We start from the raw sequence: 17,063 nt of genomic DNA on the forward strand, positions 1-17,063 counted from the left end.
CCATACTCATATTGATTACCCGTAATAAATATCAATCTAAACAACAAGACTACCCGCTCAGCTGAGTGAACAATAAAAAATAACAAATATGGAAGATCAGATGGATTCAGCAATCAAAACCCCAGTAGAGATGCTTGCCCGGTGGGTCGATACGCAAGGCGACAGTATCTACCTTAGACAGCCCATAAATGGTCAGTATGTTGATTTCACTTGGCAAGATGTGCAGCAAAAAATGCAACAGCTTGCCGGCGCCCTCAGACACTTAGGTTTACAGCCTGGCGACAAAGTCGCGGTTTTATCTAAAAACTGTGCCGAATGGTTTATTACCGATTTAGCCTTAATGCATGGCGGCTATATCAGTGTACCGATTTACCCTACCGCTAATGCCGATACCATTAAATACGTATTGGAGCACAGCGAAGCCAAAGCCATTATTATTGGTAAACTCGATTATTGGGCTGACCAAGAGCCCGGTGTTGGCGGCGATATCCTGCGTTTAGCTATGCCTTACGATACGATGCCAGCACAATACCAGTGGGACAGCTTACTCAAGCTGGGTCAACCTCTGGTTGATGCCAAGTTCCCTGAAGCAGACGACACCATGACGCTGATCTACACCTCAGGGTCAACCGGCAAACCTAAAGGTGCCATTCAAACCTATGGCAGCTACGCGTGGACATGTCAGGCAGTAGTACGCGACTTACAAACGGATGTGAAAGACCGCCTTATCTCTTATCTGCCGCTGGCACATATTACTGAGCGTGTCGCCATTGAAGGCTCATCGTTTTACTCAGGTAGCACAGTCGCCTTTGTTGAAAGCCTCGACAGCTTTGTGGCGGATGTACAACGCGCGCAGCCAACGGTATTTTTCTCGGTACCGCGCCTGTGGAGCTTATTCCAAAAGAACATCATCGATAAGATTGGTTATGCCAAGCTTAACTTTTTGCTCAAGGTGCCCATTATTAGCAGCATCGTGAAGAAAAAAATCCACCAAGGTTTGGGTTTAGAGCATTGCCACTTACTCGGTTCTGGTTCAGCGCCAATTCCACCTTCATTGATCGCGTGGTACCACAATATTGGCCTCAACATCAGCGAAGCTTGGGGCATGACAGAAAACAGTGCTTATTCCATCATTAACTTCCCATTTGATGCTAAAAAAATTGGCTCTGTAGGACGTGCTATTGAAGGCTGTGAAATTAAACGAGCTGAAACCGGTGAGCTGTTAGTCAAAAGCCCCGGCTTGATGACCGGCTACTACAAACAGCCTGAAGTGACGGCTGCTAGCTTTGATGAAGATGGCTTTTTCAAAACCGGCGACCTGTGTGATATCGACCAAGATGGCTGTGTCAGCATCACAGGCCGCGTGAAAGACAACTTTAAAACCGCCAAAGGTAAATACGTTGCACCTGTGCCCATTGAGCGCAAACTGGCACAGGACCCGCACGTAGAGTTGCTATGCGTCATCGGCTCAGGCCTGCCGCACCCGATTGCCCTTGTGCAGCTATCAGAAGGCGCACAATTGCAACCTCGTGAAGAAGTACGCGCCTCGCTTAAGGCGACATTAGACAGCATCAACCCTAATCTCGAATCCCATGAAACCATCGATGCCATTGTGGTTGTGGCCGAAACTTGGGATGTGGATAACGACGTGCTCACGCCAACGTTAAAGATTAAACGCCATGTGCTTGAAAAGCGCTATAGCGAGAAAGTTGATGGTATCCGCGGTGCCAAAGTGCGCTGGGAAGAAGAGCTATAATCAGCGGCAATCAATGACTTATTTACCCCAGTTAAAAAGCACGTCCTAGACGTGCTTTTTTGCACGCCTAAATTAAACAAAAATTAATCGTTTTATTGCGTTTTTTTAGTTGCCTTTTTAGCGTTTCGGCCTATTCTTGCGCTCCCTTAAATTAATCTTAAATTTGACATTATGTGGATTGCTCTGTCGATTATTGCTGGCTTTATCATCCTCACCTTGGGTGCAGAGGCGTTAGTGAAAGGCGCGAGTCAGATTGCGTTAAAGTTGGGTATCACGCCATTAGTGATAGGCCTAACCATAGTGGCATTTGGCACCAGTGCTCCAGAATTTGCCGTGAGTATTAAAGCGGCCTTAGCGGATAATGCCGATATTGCCATTGGTAACGTGCTCGGATCTAACATTGCCAACATTGGGCTTATTTTGGCAATCACTGCACTGATTAAGCCGATTCGGGTCAAATCACAAATGGTTAAACGTGATATCCCCATTATGATTCTGGCATCGCTGCTACTCAGTGCCTTACTGTGGGATGGTGGCCTCGGACTCATCGACGGCATGATTTTGTCGAGTTTGTTGCTTGGCTATCTCATTATGAGCTACCTGAAAGCCGACACACAAACACCGAGTGATGTAGGCGCAACCGATACGACCCCCTCTTGGCAATCCATGGCCATAATAGTGGTTGGCATTGCCATGCTTGTAGGTGGCGGCATACTGTTTGTTGATGGCGCTGTGGAGCTAGCAACAGTGCTTGGTATTAGCCAAGTGGTTATCGGCTTAACGGTTGTGGCCATTGGCACCAGCATGCCAGAGTTAGCGACTTCAGTGGTGGCGGCACGCCGCGGAAAGAGTGATATTGCCATTGGCAATGTGGTGGGATCTAACCTATTTAACATTTTAGGTATTTTGGGGGTTACGGCATTGATTGCACCGATATCGAGCCAATCATTGTCCACACTCGATCTGATAGTGATGTTGATGCTCGCGGCGATATTACTGCCGTTTGCTTGGACAGGTTATCGCATTGGCCGCCGTGAAGGCAGCCTATTGCTGGTGTGCTATTTAGCCTACATTAGTCACCTAGTATTAAACGCCTAAAATTAGTTATCCAGCTGATTTAATATATAAAATTAAATGTAGGTGACAAAGCTCACCTACATTCAATGACAAATGTCATCGGCTATTGATGACATTTGTGCCTGCCGATTATTGCTCGCAACTTAGATACTGAACCTGAATTTAAGGACAACACCTATCTAGGAGAGCAACATGAAAACACTGACTTTATTAGCATCACTCGCATTAAGCAGCCAACTGCACGCAGTCGAAATTCGCGACATCGATAACGCCGTGAATCATATGGCGGTTGATCAATTGCAAACCATGGCCAGTGAGTCACAAGGTTATGAGCAAGCCTATGCCAACTACCGCTTAGCCATCAGTGCTAATGTTATGGGCGATCGCAACACCGCACAAACAGCCATTGATGCAGCCGAGCACACGTTAGAATCGCTTAATGGCAACCAAGATAACAGTGAAGTGTTGATTTTGCTCGCCGCAACCTATGGCATGCAAATAGGCTTAGATCCACAAACCGGTGCGACTTACGGCGGTAAAATATACCAAGCACTGGAACAAGCCAAGCAACTGACGCCCAACAACCCAAGACTGTTGTTAGTAAAAGCCATGAACGCATTTAACACCCCCGCAGCCTATGGCGGTAGCAAACAAAACAGTATCGATCTAAGCAGCAAAGCTATTGAATTGTTTGCCGAACCCTGCGATAACATCTGTTGGGGTCATGCAGAAGCATACACTTGGCGCGGCTTAGCTAAGCAGGAGTTAGGCGATAATGCTGGCGCAATTGCTGATTGGCAAAATGCTATCAACGTAGATTCAGGTTACGGCTGGGCTAACTTCCTGCTACAGCAAAACCAGTCATTAAGCGTTAAAAACTAACGGCTCAATTAGTCAAACTGGCCCGCTTGCGGGCCATGTGTCCCGTCAAATGGAATGGACAAATGATAAACAAAATCTCACAACAAGAAGATAAATTAGCTTGGGTATATTTAGTTAACCTGGCTTTTTACCTTATTCCGCTGTTTTTTGGAGACAAGCCAGTGTGGCAAATCACCCTGGCATTATTGGCACTCATTCCGTTTGTGTATGCCTACTTTTGGGCTTATCGCAGCAATAAGCACCACGCGTACAAACCCATTTTAGTGATGATTGCTCTGGGGATTGCCACCACGCCAATTAATACCGGTTCATTGTCGCTATTCACCTTTGCTGGCTTTTTTATTGGTTTTTTCTATCCATTAAACCGCGCATTACAGGCATTTATTGCTTTGGCAGCCAGTCTGTTTGCCCTCAGTTATTTTTTAGAAATCAGTCACTATTTTGCCATCTACGGTACCGGTTTAGTGGCAGGTATTGGTTTATTTGGGGTGGCCGAGCGTAAAAGAATTGAGGCCAAATGCAAACAACAGCAAAGCCAAGATGAGATCAGTCAGCTCGCCACTATGTTAGAGCGCGAACGTATCGCCCGAGATTTGCACGACATTATGGGCCACAGTTTATCGTCTATTTCACTCAAAGCCGAGTTAGCAGAAAAACTACTGGCCAAAGGCAACATTGCTCAGGCACAAACCCAGCTGCAAGAGCTCAATGGCATTGCTCGAGAGAGCTTATCGCAGGTGCGTGAAACGGTGTCAGGTTATAAACACCAAGGCCTGCAAGCCAGCGTCGCTAATTTATGCCAAACCCTACGTGATAAAGGTTTATCCGTCAGCCTAGTCGGCGATATCCCGCAACTTGAGGCAGAGGTTGAAACCCAGGTCATCTTGTCGGTCACCGAACTGTGTAACAACATTGTGCGCCACAGCAATGCTAGCCACTGCCAATTGCAGTTTAGCCAAGACGAAAGCCAACATTGTATTTGCATTGAAGATGACGGCGACAGCGTAGACATTACCGAAGGCAATGGCATTAAAGGCATTCGTGAACGTTTAAATAAACTGGGCGGTAGCTTACAGTATCGCAGTCAGCCCCATTGCCAATTTAGTCTTTATTTACCCATAGCAGGAGCCCATTAAGCATGCGCATTCTATTAGCCGAAGATCAGGCCATGGTACGGGGTGCACTCGCGGCACTGCTGAGTTTAGAAACCGACTACGACATTACTCAAGCTTGCGATGGCGACGAGGCCGTTGCGGCTTTGCAGCAACATAGCTTTGATCTGCTGTTGACCGACATAGAGATGCCTGGCCGCAGTGGCATTGAGTTAGCGCAGTGGTGCCAACAACACGCCCCCACGACCAAAGTAGTGGTGCTAACCACGTTTGGCCGCGCCGGCTACATTAAGCGTGCAATAGATTTAGGTGTTGGCGGCTTTTTACTTAAAGATGCGCCATCGGAATCTTTGATTAAAGCCATTGAACAAGTCATGCAAGGCAAACGGGTGATCGACCCCGAACTGGCCATCAGCGCCATGGGCGAGCAAGATCCGCTCAATGACAAAGAGCGTAAAGCACTGCGCTTAGCCAGCGAAGGCAAATCAACCGCAGAAATTGCTGGGCAGCTGTTTATCGCCGAAGGTACAGTACGTAACTACTTATCAGAAGCCATCTCAAAACTGCATGCCAGTAACCGTATTGATGCGGCACGTATTGCCAAACAGAAGGGGTGGCTGTAATACCAGTTAGTATAAGATGATTAATTCATTGAAGATTGCGTAAACTGATATCTCTGATAATATATGTATATATTTACAGTGTTAGCAGGTTTTAGCCGTTAAAACAGCTAAACTATCAAATGGGTATCGTAAGTGAGAAGACTCGATCTTATTGCTGTTACTGAGCTAAAAGGCGTAGCCAAGCGAATGGCTGAACGCTTAAATAAGCTCGGCATTAAAACAGTGCAAGATTTGCTATTCCATTTACCACTGCGCTATGAAGATCGCACCCAAATCTACCCTATCGCCAGTTTACACCCCGGCCATTACGGCACCATTGAAGCAGTCATTCAATCTAGCCAGATAATCCAAGGTCGCAAACGCATGCTAACGTGCACAGTACGCGACGACACCGGGGTGATCACGTTACGCTTTTTTAATTTTTCGTTGGCACAACGTAACGGCTTAGAAAATGGCGCCACTATCCGCGCCTATGGTGAAATACGCCGCGGTAAGCATCATGCTGAGATCATTCATCCTGAATATAAAGTGATTCAGCCAGGGGACGACCTTAACCTTAGCGACACACTGACTCCCATTTATCCAACTACCGAAGGCCTAAAACAAGCCAGCTGGATAAAGCTCACCGAACAAGCCTTAGCCATGCTTGAAGATGGCGGCTTGCAAGAGCTGCTGCCTGATAGCTTACAGCCAGGTAATTTATCCTTGCGGAAATCTTTGCAGATCTTGCACCGTCCACCTGCTGATGTTGCCCAGTTTGAACTAGAACAAGGTCACCATCCTGCCCAGCAACGGCTGATCCAAGAAGAACTATTGGCCCACAACCTCAGCATGTTAAAACTCAGACAAAGAGTGAACCATGATGCGGCAATCCCCATGGCTGCCAGTGGCCAGCTGCTCAACCCTTTTTTACGTGATCTGCCATTTAAACCCACCGCTGCTCAACAACGGGTGGTGGCAGAAATTGGTGACGATTTAGCCAAGCCACACCCAATGATGCGTTTAGTGCAAGGTGATGTTGGCTCCGGTAAAACCTTAGTGGCCGCATTGGCAGCGCTGCAAGCCATAGAAAGTGGTTATCAAGTGGCACTGATGGCTCCAACAGAGCTATTGGCCGAGCAGCATGCTAATAATTTTAGTGCCTGGTTTGAACCGTTAGGATTAAAAGTAGGCTGGTTAGCCGGTAAGCTCAAAGGCAAAGCCAGAACTCAGTCGCTAGCTGACATTAAATCCGGTGATGCCCATATCGTCGTCGGCACCCATGCGATATTTCAAGAGCAAGTTGAGTTCAACAAGCTCGCATTAATTATTATTGATGAGCAGCACCGCTTTGGGGTGCACCAACGCCTAGGGCTACGAGAAAAAGGCATTAATCAAGGGTTTCATCCACATCAATTGATCATGACGGCAACGCCGATACCACGGACCTTGGCCATGACCGCCTATGCCGATTTAGATACCTCGGTCATTGATGAGCTCCCGCCTGGGCGTACGCCGGTTACCACGGTGGCGATGTCAGATTTGCGCCGCAATGATGTGATCAACCGAGTCCGTGCAGCTGCCATCGACAATGGTCGTCAAGCTTATTGGGTGTGTACCTTGATTGAAGAGTCTGAAGTGCTTGAATGCCAAGCGGCAGAAGATACCGCAGAAGAGCTTAAATTGAGCCTGCCTGAGCTCAATATTGGCTTAGTACATGGACGTATGAAACCCGCTGAAAAGCAGCAAATCATGGCAGATTTTAAAGCGGGCAAACTGCATTTATTGGTCGCGACAACGGTCATTGAAGTGGGGGTTGATGTGCCCAATGCAAGCTTAATGATCATTGAAAACCCAGAGCGACTGGGACTTGCCCAGCTGCATCAGCTACGCGGCCGTGTCGGCCGTGGCAGTATCGATAGCCATTGTGTGCTGATGTATAAAGCGCCGTTATCTGCCACTGCGACCCAAAGATTAGGCGTGCTCCGCCAAAGCAACGATGGTTTTGTTATCGCCCAAAAGGATTTGGAAATTCGCGGCCCAGGTGAAGTGCTGGGGACGAAACAAACGGGCATTGCTGACATGAAAATAGCAGACTTAGTGCGAGACCAAGCACTGATCCCGCATGTGCAGAAACTAGCGCAACACGTGATGCAGCAAGCACCGCAAAGTGTTGATGCACTCATCAACCGCTGGTTAGGGCAGCGGGAGCAATTTGTACAAGCTTAAAGACAATGAATGTCACCATATTCAAGCATTGTTCAGCGCAGAGCACCTACACTCATTACAAGGATGCGATAGCCGGTGATGACACTTAGGCGCGATACAAATTAACCGACATTTAAGTTGGCTTTGTCGTGCTTAATGATTAAATATTCTTTATTTGCGCCAACGGCTATAGACAAGTTCTGCTAATTTTGCAGAATAACAACAGTACACACAACGTTCAGGCATAAGCCTTTCAAGGATAATCAATGCAGGTAAGTCAAGAAGATAGGATCACAGCCCCCGAGCAACGCCGCAGCACCAACTCGCTGGTTATCGCTGCTGTGGTGATTTTGCTGATTATCATTGGCGGTGTTTATTACCTTGTCAGCAGCGATGACAAATCAGTTGAGCCAGTTGAACCAACACCGGTGCAACTGCCAGAAATCGTCCCTGAAGAGCCACTGCCAACGGTCGCACCGCTGCCAGAGCCAGAGATTGTCGAACCTGAAGTGATAGAACCGGTGCCGGTGACCTTACCTGAGGTGGTAGAGCCTGCAGAGGAACCCCTACCCAACTTGAATGACAGTGATGAATTTGTCCATCAGAAAACGGCTGAAGTAGCCGATGGTATGAAGATTGAACCCTTACTGGTTGAAAAAGATTTGGTACGTCACTTTGTAGTATTTGTCGATAACTTGGCGCAAGGTGAGTTAGCGCGCAAAGTCAGTCCGCTGCAAGCGCCAAACCGTATCTTTACCGTATCGGAGATCACCAATAAAACCTATCTCAACCCAGACAGTTACCACAGATATGATCTATATGCCGATTTCTTAGCGGGTATGAATCAAGAGCAGCTCGCGAGTGCTTATCAACAGATGACACCATTGCTAGGCGAAGCGTTTGCCGAGTTAGGCTATGGCGATATGGCCTTTGATGACCGTATGGTTGAAGCGATTGACGTGATGTTGGCCGCACCGATTATTGAGCAGCCGATTGAACTTGATGGTGTCAGTGTTAATTACCAGTTTATGGATCCGAAACTTGAAGCACTGCCCAATGCGCAAAAGCTCATGATACGTATGGGGCCAGATAACAGCCGTAAAGTGAAGGCCGCGCTGAGAAAAATCAAACAGCAACTGCAGTAAACACCTCCAATAGCAGTAGCCCGTATTCATTGCGGGCTGCTTATTTACCGCCAAAAATATACATCTCTATACACAAAACCTATTCAGCATATCCCCTACTTTGGTATAGAATAGCCGACAAGGCGGAAACATTTTGGTTAACTAGACCACATCTGTGCCACATACGTATCTATAGCCAGCGCTATGTTAAGGACAACCCCAGCAATTTTGCGACAGCAGAGGCAAAGCAGTGCAGTTATCATTAGGCATCCAGTCTATCGGAGCGTGGTCTCCCGAATATCAGACTTTGTCACATTGGTTAGATTGGCCGCAATCTCCTATATCTGAACTAGACCCAGAAGCTAAGCCTAAATTAGCTCAGGTACCTGCGATGCAGCGCCGACGTTTCAGTCGCCTCAGTAAAATGTTGCTCGAGGTCGCCTTTCAATGCCAAGCGCCAGCGCAATGCCGCTCTATTTTTGCCTCCCGTCACGGCGAGCTACACCGCACTTTAGGGCTACTTAAAGACATCATTAAGGATGAACCTATTTCGCCCATCGGTTTTAGCCAATCGGTGCATAACACCGCCAGTGGCTTGTACACCATATTGACCGACAACCAAGCGCCTTCAACCTCAATAGCCGCATGTCAGCAAAGTCTGTTACAAGCGCTAATAGAAGCCTATTGTCAGTTGGCACAGCAACCTGAACCTTTGTTGCTGGCTTTCGGTGATGAGCCAGTGCCCGATATTTACGCCAATTTTGTCAATGAATCCGAGTTACCGATAGCTATGGCCTTGTTATTAACTCCATCAGGCCAAGGTGAGCTGGGGCAATTAACCCTCAATACGCGCAATACTCAGGGCGAACCTTTAAGTTACGGTGCCATTATTCATGCTATTGCCACAGGTCATAGCTTAACGGGGCAATTTCAAGGCCATCAGTGGTGTATTAATCCATGACTGAAATGCACATGGCGCCAAGGCTACAGGGAATTCGATATGTTCCACGGTGGCTTGGCGGCGTTGGTTGTTACATTGTATTTGGCTTGGGGGGATTGCTTAGCTCAATAACCTTATTACCTGTGCTGCGCTTTTGGCCTGGGACGCGACAACAGCGGATTCGCCGAGTACGGGCGGTTGTCAGCGGCATGTTTCGTTTCTTTGTGTCGATGCTGACCTGGGCGGGCGTTTTGAAACTGTACCCTAACAACGCAGCAAAATTAAACCAAGCAACCGGCCAAGTCATTGTCGCGAATCACCCAACATTAATTGATGTTGTGGTGTTAATCAGTTTGATGCCCAATGTCGGCTGCATAGTAAAACAAGGGTTGTGGCGCAATCCATTTATGCGCGGTGTATTGGCCAGTGCGGGTTATATCCCCAACCGTGGTGCCGAGCTGCTATTACAAGATTGCCAACAAGTATTGGATACTGGCACTAATCTGATTATTTTCCCTGAGGGGACACGCACACTTAAGGGCAGTATTATTAACCCTTTCGCCCGTGGCGCAGCCAATATTGCACTACGTACTCATACTGACATTACCCCAGTCGTGCTACGCACCAATGCGATTGGACTGACCAAGCAACAAGCTTGGTATCAGATACCAAGGCAAACAATTGGTATGCGCGTAGAGGTAGGGACAAAATTTGCCCATATCGGTTATGATGCCGATAATCAAGGACAAGCCAAAATGGCGCGGACACTCACCCGTGATCTTGAACACTATTACATACAACAACTAGATAAGAACTTATGAGCTTACATAACGAAATAAAACAGTTAATCATTGATTGCTTAGACTTAGAAGACATCAGCATCGATGATATTAACACTGAAGAAGCGCTTTTCGGTGAAGGCTTAGGCCTAGATTCCATTGACGCGCTCGAGCTTGGTCTGGCAATCAAGAAACAGTTCGATGTAAAGATTGAAGCAAATTCTGACGCCACTAAGGCACATTTTTACAGCGTTGCTAGCTTAGCCAGCTTTATCGAGTCACAAAGAGCGTAGGAGGACATATGCAAAATCGTGAAGAGATCCTCGCGAAACTCACAGAGATTTTGGTGGATGATTTTGAAATTGATGCGGACGATATCACCTTACAAGCATCACTTTACCAAGAGCTGGATTTAGACAGTATTGATGCGGTGGATCTGGTGATCAAGTTGCAGCAGATGACAGGTAAAAAAATACAACCTGACGAGTTTAAAGCGGTGCGTACCGTTGATGATGTGGTCACTGCCATTGAAGGGCTAATTCACAGCTAATGCGGCTGTTACTGCAGATTGTCACTGGTGCGCTCATTGTCGGTTACCCGCTGGCGGTGTTTTTTGGCCTGCAGTGGTTGCCACCAGGCACCGTAGCTTTAATGTTGTGTATCGCCTTGGTATTGCGATTGGCACTGCAATGTCAGCAAGTTAAAGCCATGATGGCGCCCATTATTGTTGGCATAGGTTTAACCGCGGCCAGCTTTATCGCCAAAGAGCAACAGTGGCTGCTGTACTATCCGGTGGTGATTAATGTCAGCATGTTAGCGCTATTTGGTTATTCGCTGAAACGCGGCCCTAGCATGATAGAGCGTTTGGCACGCTTAAAAGAGCCAAATTTACCCGCAACTGCGATTACCTATCTGCGAACAGTGACCAAATTATGGTGCGGTTTGTTTATTTTTAATGGTGCAATGGCGTGGTACACAGCAAGTTATGCAACGCTAGCAGTGTGGACTTGGTATAACGGTCTGATTGCTTACTTACTCATTGGAGCCATGTTTGCAGGTGAATGGCTGTATCGAACATTTTGGTTGAAAAAACATGACTGAGTTACTTACATCTTGGCTCATTAGAGGGCCTTCAAGCCAACAGCTCATCAGCTTTAATCATCACGATATTGTTACGGGTGCCCTATTTACCAATCAAGTGGCACATATTCATACTCAGCTGTCTCAATCACAGGCAAGGCGCTGGTTGCTGGCCAGTGATGACAGTGCGCTCTTTGCTGCCGGCCTATGTGCAGCATTGCTAGCTGGCAAGCAAATTGTGCTGCCAAATAACACCCAAAGTGGCACCCTCAGCGCCATGACACATCAATTTGATGGCGTGCTCTCCGACCAGCCACTGTGTGAAGGCAAACGCCTCATTTTGCTGAAAAAAGATTACCCCAATAATGGCCAACCTTGGCCGGCATTAAGTCAGTGGGGCGAGCTGCAACTGTACACATCGGGTAGCAGTGGCGAACCCAAGGCGATAATTAAACAGCTGGCTCAGCTTGATGCTGAAGTGAGCATGTTAGCGCAAACCTTCTCAAAACAAGTGGCGCAAAGTAGCGTGATTGCCACCGTGTCACATCAGCATATTTATGGACTGCTGTTTAAAATTCTCTGGCCACTCGCGGCGGGGTATCCATTTTTAAGCGAGCTAGTTGAATACCCAGAGACCTTAACCTACTACACCAACCTGTTTCCTAACCTGTGTTTAGTGAGTAGCCCTGCGCAGCTATCGCGTTTACCCGACGCACTTGATAATGAAGTGCAACTACGCAGCCCTGGGGTAATTTTTAGTTCTGGCGGACCGCTCTCATTTGAAGCCGCCTCAAAGGTCGCCCACTGCTACGGTAAACTGCCCATAGAAATATACGGCAGCACCGAAACCGGTGGCATTGGCTATCGTCAGCAACAGCAAAGCGAGCAAGCTTGGCAATGTTTTGGTAGCCACCAGATAAAACGTGACGAAACTGATGGTGCACTGTGGTTACAGTCCCCCTATTTAGGTCATGATGATTGGCTTAAATGCGATGACAAGATTGCGCTGCTATCTGCACAGCAGTTTGTATTGCAAGGTCGCCTCGACAGAGTCGTGAAAATTGAAGAGAAGCGGGTGTCGCTGGAGCAAATGGAAGCGTTATTGCGTAGCCACCCGTTAGTCGACGATGCCGCCTTGGTGATGCTATCCCAGCCAAGAGCGGGTTTAGGTGGCGTCATCATTCTTAGCCAGCAAGGGCAACAACAGCTGCAAGCGCAAGGAAAACTGGCACTGAACAACAGTTTAAAAGCCCAGTTGCTAACCCAATTTGAACGCGTCACCCTACCAAAACGTTGGCGCTACCCCGATGTGCTACCGCTCAATACTCAAGGTAAGCGTATCCACACAGAATTAGTTGAGCTGTTTAACCATGATTAAGTCTGTTTTACCGCCGATCATTAGCCATTCAGCTGATAATGACGAGGCACAGTGGCGCTTAGCCATCAATGCCGACCTGCCTTTCTTTGAGGGTCATTTCCCTCAGCAGCCGGTATTGCCGGGAGTGACCCAACTTGATTGGGCGATTCAGTTAGGCGCTAAACATTTTGGCTATGCTGTTGATGTGACGAGCTTAGAAGTACTGAAGTTTCAGCAATTGATGTTGCCCGGTACCGAAGTCACTTTACGCATTAGCCACAAAGCGAATAAACAAAAGTTAGTGTTTACTTACTTTGATGGCGACAAGCGTTACGGCTCAGGGCGTATCGCATTTGTTGATAAGGCCATTGAGCAAGAGGTGGCTCAATGAAACTCGCGTTAGTGATCCCTAACTACAATCACCACTACGCCATTGAGCAAACTTTAGTGGCTTTAGCGCCCTATGGACTCCAATGTTATTTGGTCGACGATGGCAGCAATGAGCAAACTCGCTATCTACTTGAGCAGTTAGCCAATCGCTTTGATTGGGTGCGTTTAATCCAGCACCCCTACAATCGAGGCAAAGGGGCCGCGGTGACCACTGGACTGCGTGCAGCCTACCGCGACGGCTATAGCCATGCATTGCAGGTCGATGCCGATGGCCAGCACAACCTTAATGATATTGAACAGATGATTGCCGCGGCAACACAATCGCCACAGGCGGTGATATCGGGTTTACCTCAATACGATGACTCTATCCCCAAAGGGCGTTATTACGGCCGCTTTATTACCCATTTTTGGGTGTGGGTTGAAACCTTAAGTTTGCAAATTAAAGATTCCATGTGTGGATTTCGCATCTACCCGCTCGCCGCCACAGAAGCCCTGTTTTTACAAGACAGCTTGGGCGAGCGCATGGACTTTGATATCGAAGTATTAGTCAAGCTGTATTGGCGTGGCGTACAAGTGGTGCACGTGCCCACTAAAGTCATTTATCCGGAAGGTGGCATCAGTCATTTTCAGGGACTAAAAGACAACGTGCGTATCTCGTGGATGCATACGCGGTTATTTTTCGGCATGCTAAAACGCCTGCCAAAGTTGCTTGCTCGCCAACGTCAGCCTCAGCATTGGTCAAACCTCAAAGAACGTGGCAGTTATTGGGGCATTAAGCTACTGGCCAACAGTTATCGCATTGGTGGCCACTGGCTTTGCCGCGCCATTATGTATCCTGTTATTTGTTATTTCTTCTTAACGGGGCGGCCTGCACGCGAAGCATCGTTAAAGTTTTTACAATATGCCCAAGCGCGCCATCCAGAGCATGCCGATCTGCAAGGCAAAATAGGCTGGCAACACAGCCTCAAGCATTTCTTAAGCTTTGGTAATGCCGCTATAGATCGTATCGATGCTTGGTGTGACCGCATCAAATTATCCCAAGTCGATTTTCCCGATCGTCAACAGCTGGCTGACCAACTGGCAAGCGGCCAAGGCGCGGTGCTGCTGGTATCCCACTTAGGTAATTTGGAACTGTGCCGCGCGATTTCTATCAACCAACGCAAAGTAAAAGTCAATGTGTTGGTGATGACTGAGCATGCGGAGAACTTTAACCGGGTTCTCAAACAGCTTAATCCTGATAGCGCACTTAACCTGATCCAAGTTACCGAACTTGGCCCCAGCACTTCCATGCTGTTGCAACAGAAAGTTGAGCAGGGAGAGTTAGTCGTAATTGCCGGCGATCGCACTTCTTCAAGCAGTATGGGACGGGTAGTCTACAGCCCGTTTATGGGCCATGACGCGCCTTTTCCTCAAGGACCCTTTATTCTATCGGGCTTATTAGATTGCCCGGTTTATATGATGTTTTGTTTGCGCCAACAAGATCGTTATCGAGTTTATGTTGAGCCGTTTACCGCATCACTAAAAGGCCCGCGTGCGGGTCGAGCTGCTCGCCTCGATGCCGCGGTCGCACAATATAGCGAACGCCTTGAGCATTATGTGGGCCTTGCACCAATGCAATGGTTTAACTTCTTTGACTTTTGGCAGAAAGATCACCAAACCCTGCGCGACACAGGCACTAGCACGTCACAAAATCGCAGTGAAAGTCAGCACAATAGGACCGAAAATTAATGTCACACACTCACCCTTCTCACACAGCAGAGCAAACGGTTAAGTTTGGTCAAGTCGCGCTTACGCTCGAAGATGTTGTCGCTGTTGCCAAAGGTGCTAACGCGCAACTCCACACTAGCCAAGCCTATCAAGATTACATTGAAAAAGGCGCGCATTTCATCGACAGCCTGCTTGATGAAGAGGGCGTGGTATATGGTGTTACCACGGGTTACGGCGATTCGTGCACCGTTACGGTTGGGTTAGATTTGGTCCATGAGTTACCACTTCATCTGAGTCGTTTTCATGGTTGCGGGTTAGGCGATGTATTAAGTATTGAGCAAGCTCGTGCGGTGATGGCATGCCGATTAAACTCATTAGCCCTTGGTAAGTCAGGGGTCAGCTACGCGCTGCTTAAGCGCATCGAAACGTTACTTAATTTAAATATCACCCCGGTTATCCCCGAAGAGGGGTCTGTGGGGGCCAGTGGTGATTTAACGCCGTTGTCCTATCTAGCCGGTGTGTTAGTGGGCGAGCGAGAAGTCTTTTACCAGGGCCAACGTCAAGCCACCAGTGTGGTCTATCAGCAAGTAGGCATTACTCCGTTGACCTTACGCCCTAAAGAGGGCTTAGCACTGATGAACGGCACTGCCGTGATGACAGCCTTGGCGTGTTTAGCTTATGACCGCGCCCAGTATCTTGCTAGACTCAGCGCGCGCATCACTGCCATGGCCTCACTGACACTAAAAGGCAATTCCAACCATTTTGATGACATTCTGTTTGCCGCGAAACCGCATCCAGGACAAAACCAGATTGCGGCGTGGATCCAGCAAGATCTCAATCATCATGAGCACCCTCGCAACTCCGACCGCCTGCAAGATCGTTACTCGATTCGCTGCGCGCCGCACATTATTGGCGTACTGCAGGATGCACTGCCATTTATGCGCCAATTCATTGAAACCGAATTAAACAGCGCCAACGACAATCCCATCGTCGACGGTGAAGGCGAGCACATTTTACACGGCGGTCATTTCTATGGTGGTCATATCGCATTTGTCATGGATTCGATGAAAAATGCCATTGCCAATATTGCTGACTTAATTGACCGACAAATGGCCTTGGTCATGGACCCTAAATTTAACAACGGCCTGCCAGCTAACTTGTCGGCGGCTAAAGGTCGACGTCAGGCAATTAACCACGGCTTTAAAGCGGTACAAATTGGGGTATCTGCCTGGACCGCAGAAGCACTGAAAAATACCATGCCAGCCAGTGTATTTTCACGCTCAACTGAGTGTCACAACCAAGATAAAGTCAGCATGGGCACTATTGCCGCGCGCGATTGTTTACGGGTATTACAGCTAACAGAGCAAACCGCGGCAGCCGCGCTGCTGGCAATGACTCAAGGCATCAATTTACGAATAGAACAGCAAGAGTTGTGTCAGTCATCGTTAACCCCTTCATTGTTAAAAACACTGTCGCAGGTGCGAGCTGACTTTGAACCCTTAGTTGAAGACCGGCCTTTAGAAGCACTACTGCGCCAAACGGTTGAGAAAATTCAGCTCGGCCAGTGGGAAGTGTGTCACTAATGTTATTTGCACCACGCGTTAATGCAAGGATCAGCCGATGAAAGCTATTTTATCCACCGAGATGACCTTAACCATTCCGTTCCACGATGTGGACTCGATGGGTATCACTTGGCACGGTAATTACCTGCGCTATTTTGAAATAGTCCGATGCCAGTTGCTCGATAAAATCGACTACGGCTATCGCGCTATGCAAGATTCTGGCTATGGCTGGCCCATTGTTGATGTGCAGATCAAATACGTACAATCCAGCACGTTTGACCAGCAAGTACGGATTTACGCTGAAATGGTCGAATGGGAAAATCGCATTAAGATTAATTACCAAGTGCGAGATGCGGCCACCAACAAGCGCCTCACCAAGGGCTATACGATACAGGCTGCTGTCAATATGGCGACCCAAGAATTATGCTTTGTCACCCCGCAGGTGTTTCGTGACAAAATTGCCCACCTTGTGGATATGGAGCAATAG

At 47.9% G+C, this 17,063-nt stretch carries 17 protein-coding genes; all 17 read left to right on the top strand.

What is annotated here, in order from left to right:
* The first annotated feature begins 100 nt into the window (after positions 1-100).
* The 17 genes from FLM48_RS20550 to FLM48_RS20630 all read left to right on the top strand — a co-directional run bounded on the left by FLM48_RS20550 (position 101) and on the right by FLM48_RS20630 (position 17,063).
* Positions 101-1,756, top strand: a complete 1,656-nt coding sequence (locus tag FLM48_RS20550; protein WP_179025953.1) for an AMP-binding protein — start codon at positions 101-103, stop codon at positions 1,754-1,756.
* Positions 1,757-1,927: 171 nt separating this feature from the next.
* The gene (locus FLM48_RS20555) at positions 1,928-2,854 is read left to right on the top strand and encodes a calcium/sodium antiporter (RefSeq protein WP_179025954.1); all 927 of its coding nucleotides are present in this window, start codon (positions 1,928-1,930) and stop codon (positions 2,852-2,854) included.
* 171 nt (positions 2,855-3,025) lie between these two features.
* Positions 3,026-3,715 carry a M48 family metallopeptidase gene (locus tag FLM48_RS20560; RefSeq protein WP_179025955.1) on the top strand — a complete coding sequence of 230 codons (690 nt, stop codon included), beginning with the start codon at positions 3,026-3,028 and terminating at the stop codon, positions 3,713-3,715.
* A 62-nt stretch (positions 3,716-3,777) separates the two neighbouring features.
* The gene (locus FLM48_RS20565) at positions 3,778-4,851 is read left to right on the top strand and encodes a sensor histidine kinase (protein WP_179025956.1); all 1,074 of its coding nucleotides are present in this window, start codon (positions 3,778-3,780) and stop codon (positions 4,849-4,851) included.
* Between the two features lie 2 nt (positions 4,852-4,853).
* Positions 4,854-5,450, top strand: a complete 597-nt coding sequence (locus FLM48_RS20570) for a response regulator transcription factor (protein ID WP_028773464.1) — start codon at positions 4,854-4,856, stop codon at positions 5,448-5,450.
* Positions 5,451-5,582: 132 nt separating this feature from the next.
* Positions 5,583-7,658, top strand: coding sequence for an ATP-dependent DNA helicase RecG (gene recG / locus FLM48_RS20575; RefSeq protein WP_179025957.1), 2,076 nt, complete (start codon positions 5,583-5,585; stop codon positions 7,656-7,658).
* A gap of 245 nt (positions 7,659-7,903) precedes the next feature.
* Positions 7,904-8,782 carry a DUF3014 domain-containing protein gene (locus tag FLM48_RS20580; RefSeq protein ID WP_179025958.1) on the top strand — a complete coding sequence of 293 codons (879 nt, stop codon included), beginning with the start codon at positions 7,904-7,906 and terminating at the stop codon, positions 8,780-8,782.
* A gap of 229 nt (positions 8,783-9,011) precedes the next feature.
* Positions 9,012-9,722, top strand: coding sequence for a beta-ketoacyl synthase chain length factor (locus FLM48_RS20585; RefSeq protein WP_179025959.1), 711 nt, complete (start codon positions 9,012-9,014; stop codon positions 9,720-9,722).
* Positions 9,719-10,522 (top strand): 1-acyl-sn-glycerol-3-phosphate acyltransferase, encoded by an 804-nt coding sequence (locus FLM48_RS20590; RefSeq protein WP_179025960.1) that lies wholly within the window; start codon positions 9,719-9,721, stop codon positions 10,520-10,522. The genes FLM48_RS20585 and FLM48_RS20590 overlap by 4 nt, the downstream gene beginning before the upstream one ends.
* Positions 10,519-10,773 (top strand): phosphopantetheine-binding protein, encoded by a 255-nt coding sequence (locus FLM48_RS20595; protein ID WP_028773459.1) that lies wholly within the window; start codon positions 10,519-10,521, stop codon positions 10,771-10,773. Before FLM48_RS20590 ends, FLM48_RS20595 begins: the two co-directional genes overlap by 4 nt.
* Positions 10,774-10,781: 8 nt before the next feature.
* The gene (locus FLM48_RS20600) at positions 10,782-11,030 is read left to right on the top strand and encodes an acyl carrier protein (RefSeq protein ID WP_028773458.1); all 249 of its coding nucleotides are present in this window, start codon (positions 10,782-10,784) and stop codon (positions 11,028-11,030) included.
* Positions 11,030-11,581 (top strand): hypothetical protein, encoded by a 552-nt coding sequence (locus tag FLM48_RS20605; RefSeq protein WP_179025961.1) that lies wholly within the window; start codon positions 11,030-11,032, stop codon positions 11,579-11,581. Before FLM48_RS20600 ends, FLM48_RS20605 begins: the two co-directional genes overlap by 1 nt.
* Positions 11,574-12,938, top strand: a complete 1,365-nt coding sequence (locus tag FLM48_RS20610; RefSeq protein WP_179025962.1) for an AMP-binding protein — start codon at positions 11,574-11,576, stop codon at positions 12,936-12,938. Before FLM48_RS20605 ends, FLM48_RS20610 begins: the two co-directional genes overlap by 8 nt.
* Positions 12,931-13,308: a 3-hydroxyacyl-ACP dehydratase FabZ family protein gene (locus FLM48_RS20615; protein ID WP_179025963.1), complete on the top strand. Its 378-nt coding sequence runs from the start codon at positions 12,931-12,933 to the stop codon at positions 13,306-13,308. The genes FLM48_RS20610 and FLM48_RS20615 overlap by 8 nt, the downstream gene beginning before the upstream one ends.
* Positions 13,305-15,035, top strand: coding sequence for a glycosyltransferase (locus tag FLM48_RS20620; RefSeq protein WP_179025964.1), 1,731 nt, complete (start codon positions 13,305-13,307; stop codon positions 15,033-15,035). Before FLM48_RS20615 ends, FLM48_RS20620 begins: the two co-directional genes overlap by 4 nt.
* On the top strand, positions 15,035-16,597 hold the full coding sequence (gene hutH / locus FLM48_RS20625; protein ID WP_179025965.1) for a histidine ammonia-lyase: 1,563 nt from the start codon (positions 15,035-15,037) through the stop codon (positions 16,595-16,597). The genes FLM48_RS20620 and hutH overlap by 1 nt, the downstream gene beginning before the upstream one ends.
* A 37-nt stretch (positions 16,598-16,634) precedes the next feature.
* A complete protein-coding gene (locus FLM48_RS20630) occupies positions 16,635-17,063 on the top strand; it encodes a thioesterase family protein (protein ID WP_179025966.1) in 429 nt (142 codons plus the stop codon).

This window comes from Shewanella sp. Scap07 (assembly GCF_013394145.1).
In the GTDB taxonomy this organism is placed as follows: Bacteria; Pseudomonadota; Gammaproteobacteria; order Enterobacterales; family Shewanellaceae; genus Shewanella; species Shewanella waksmanii.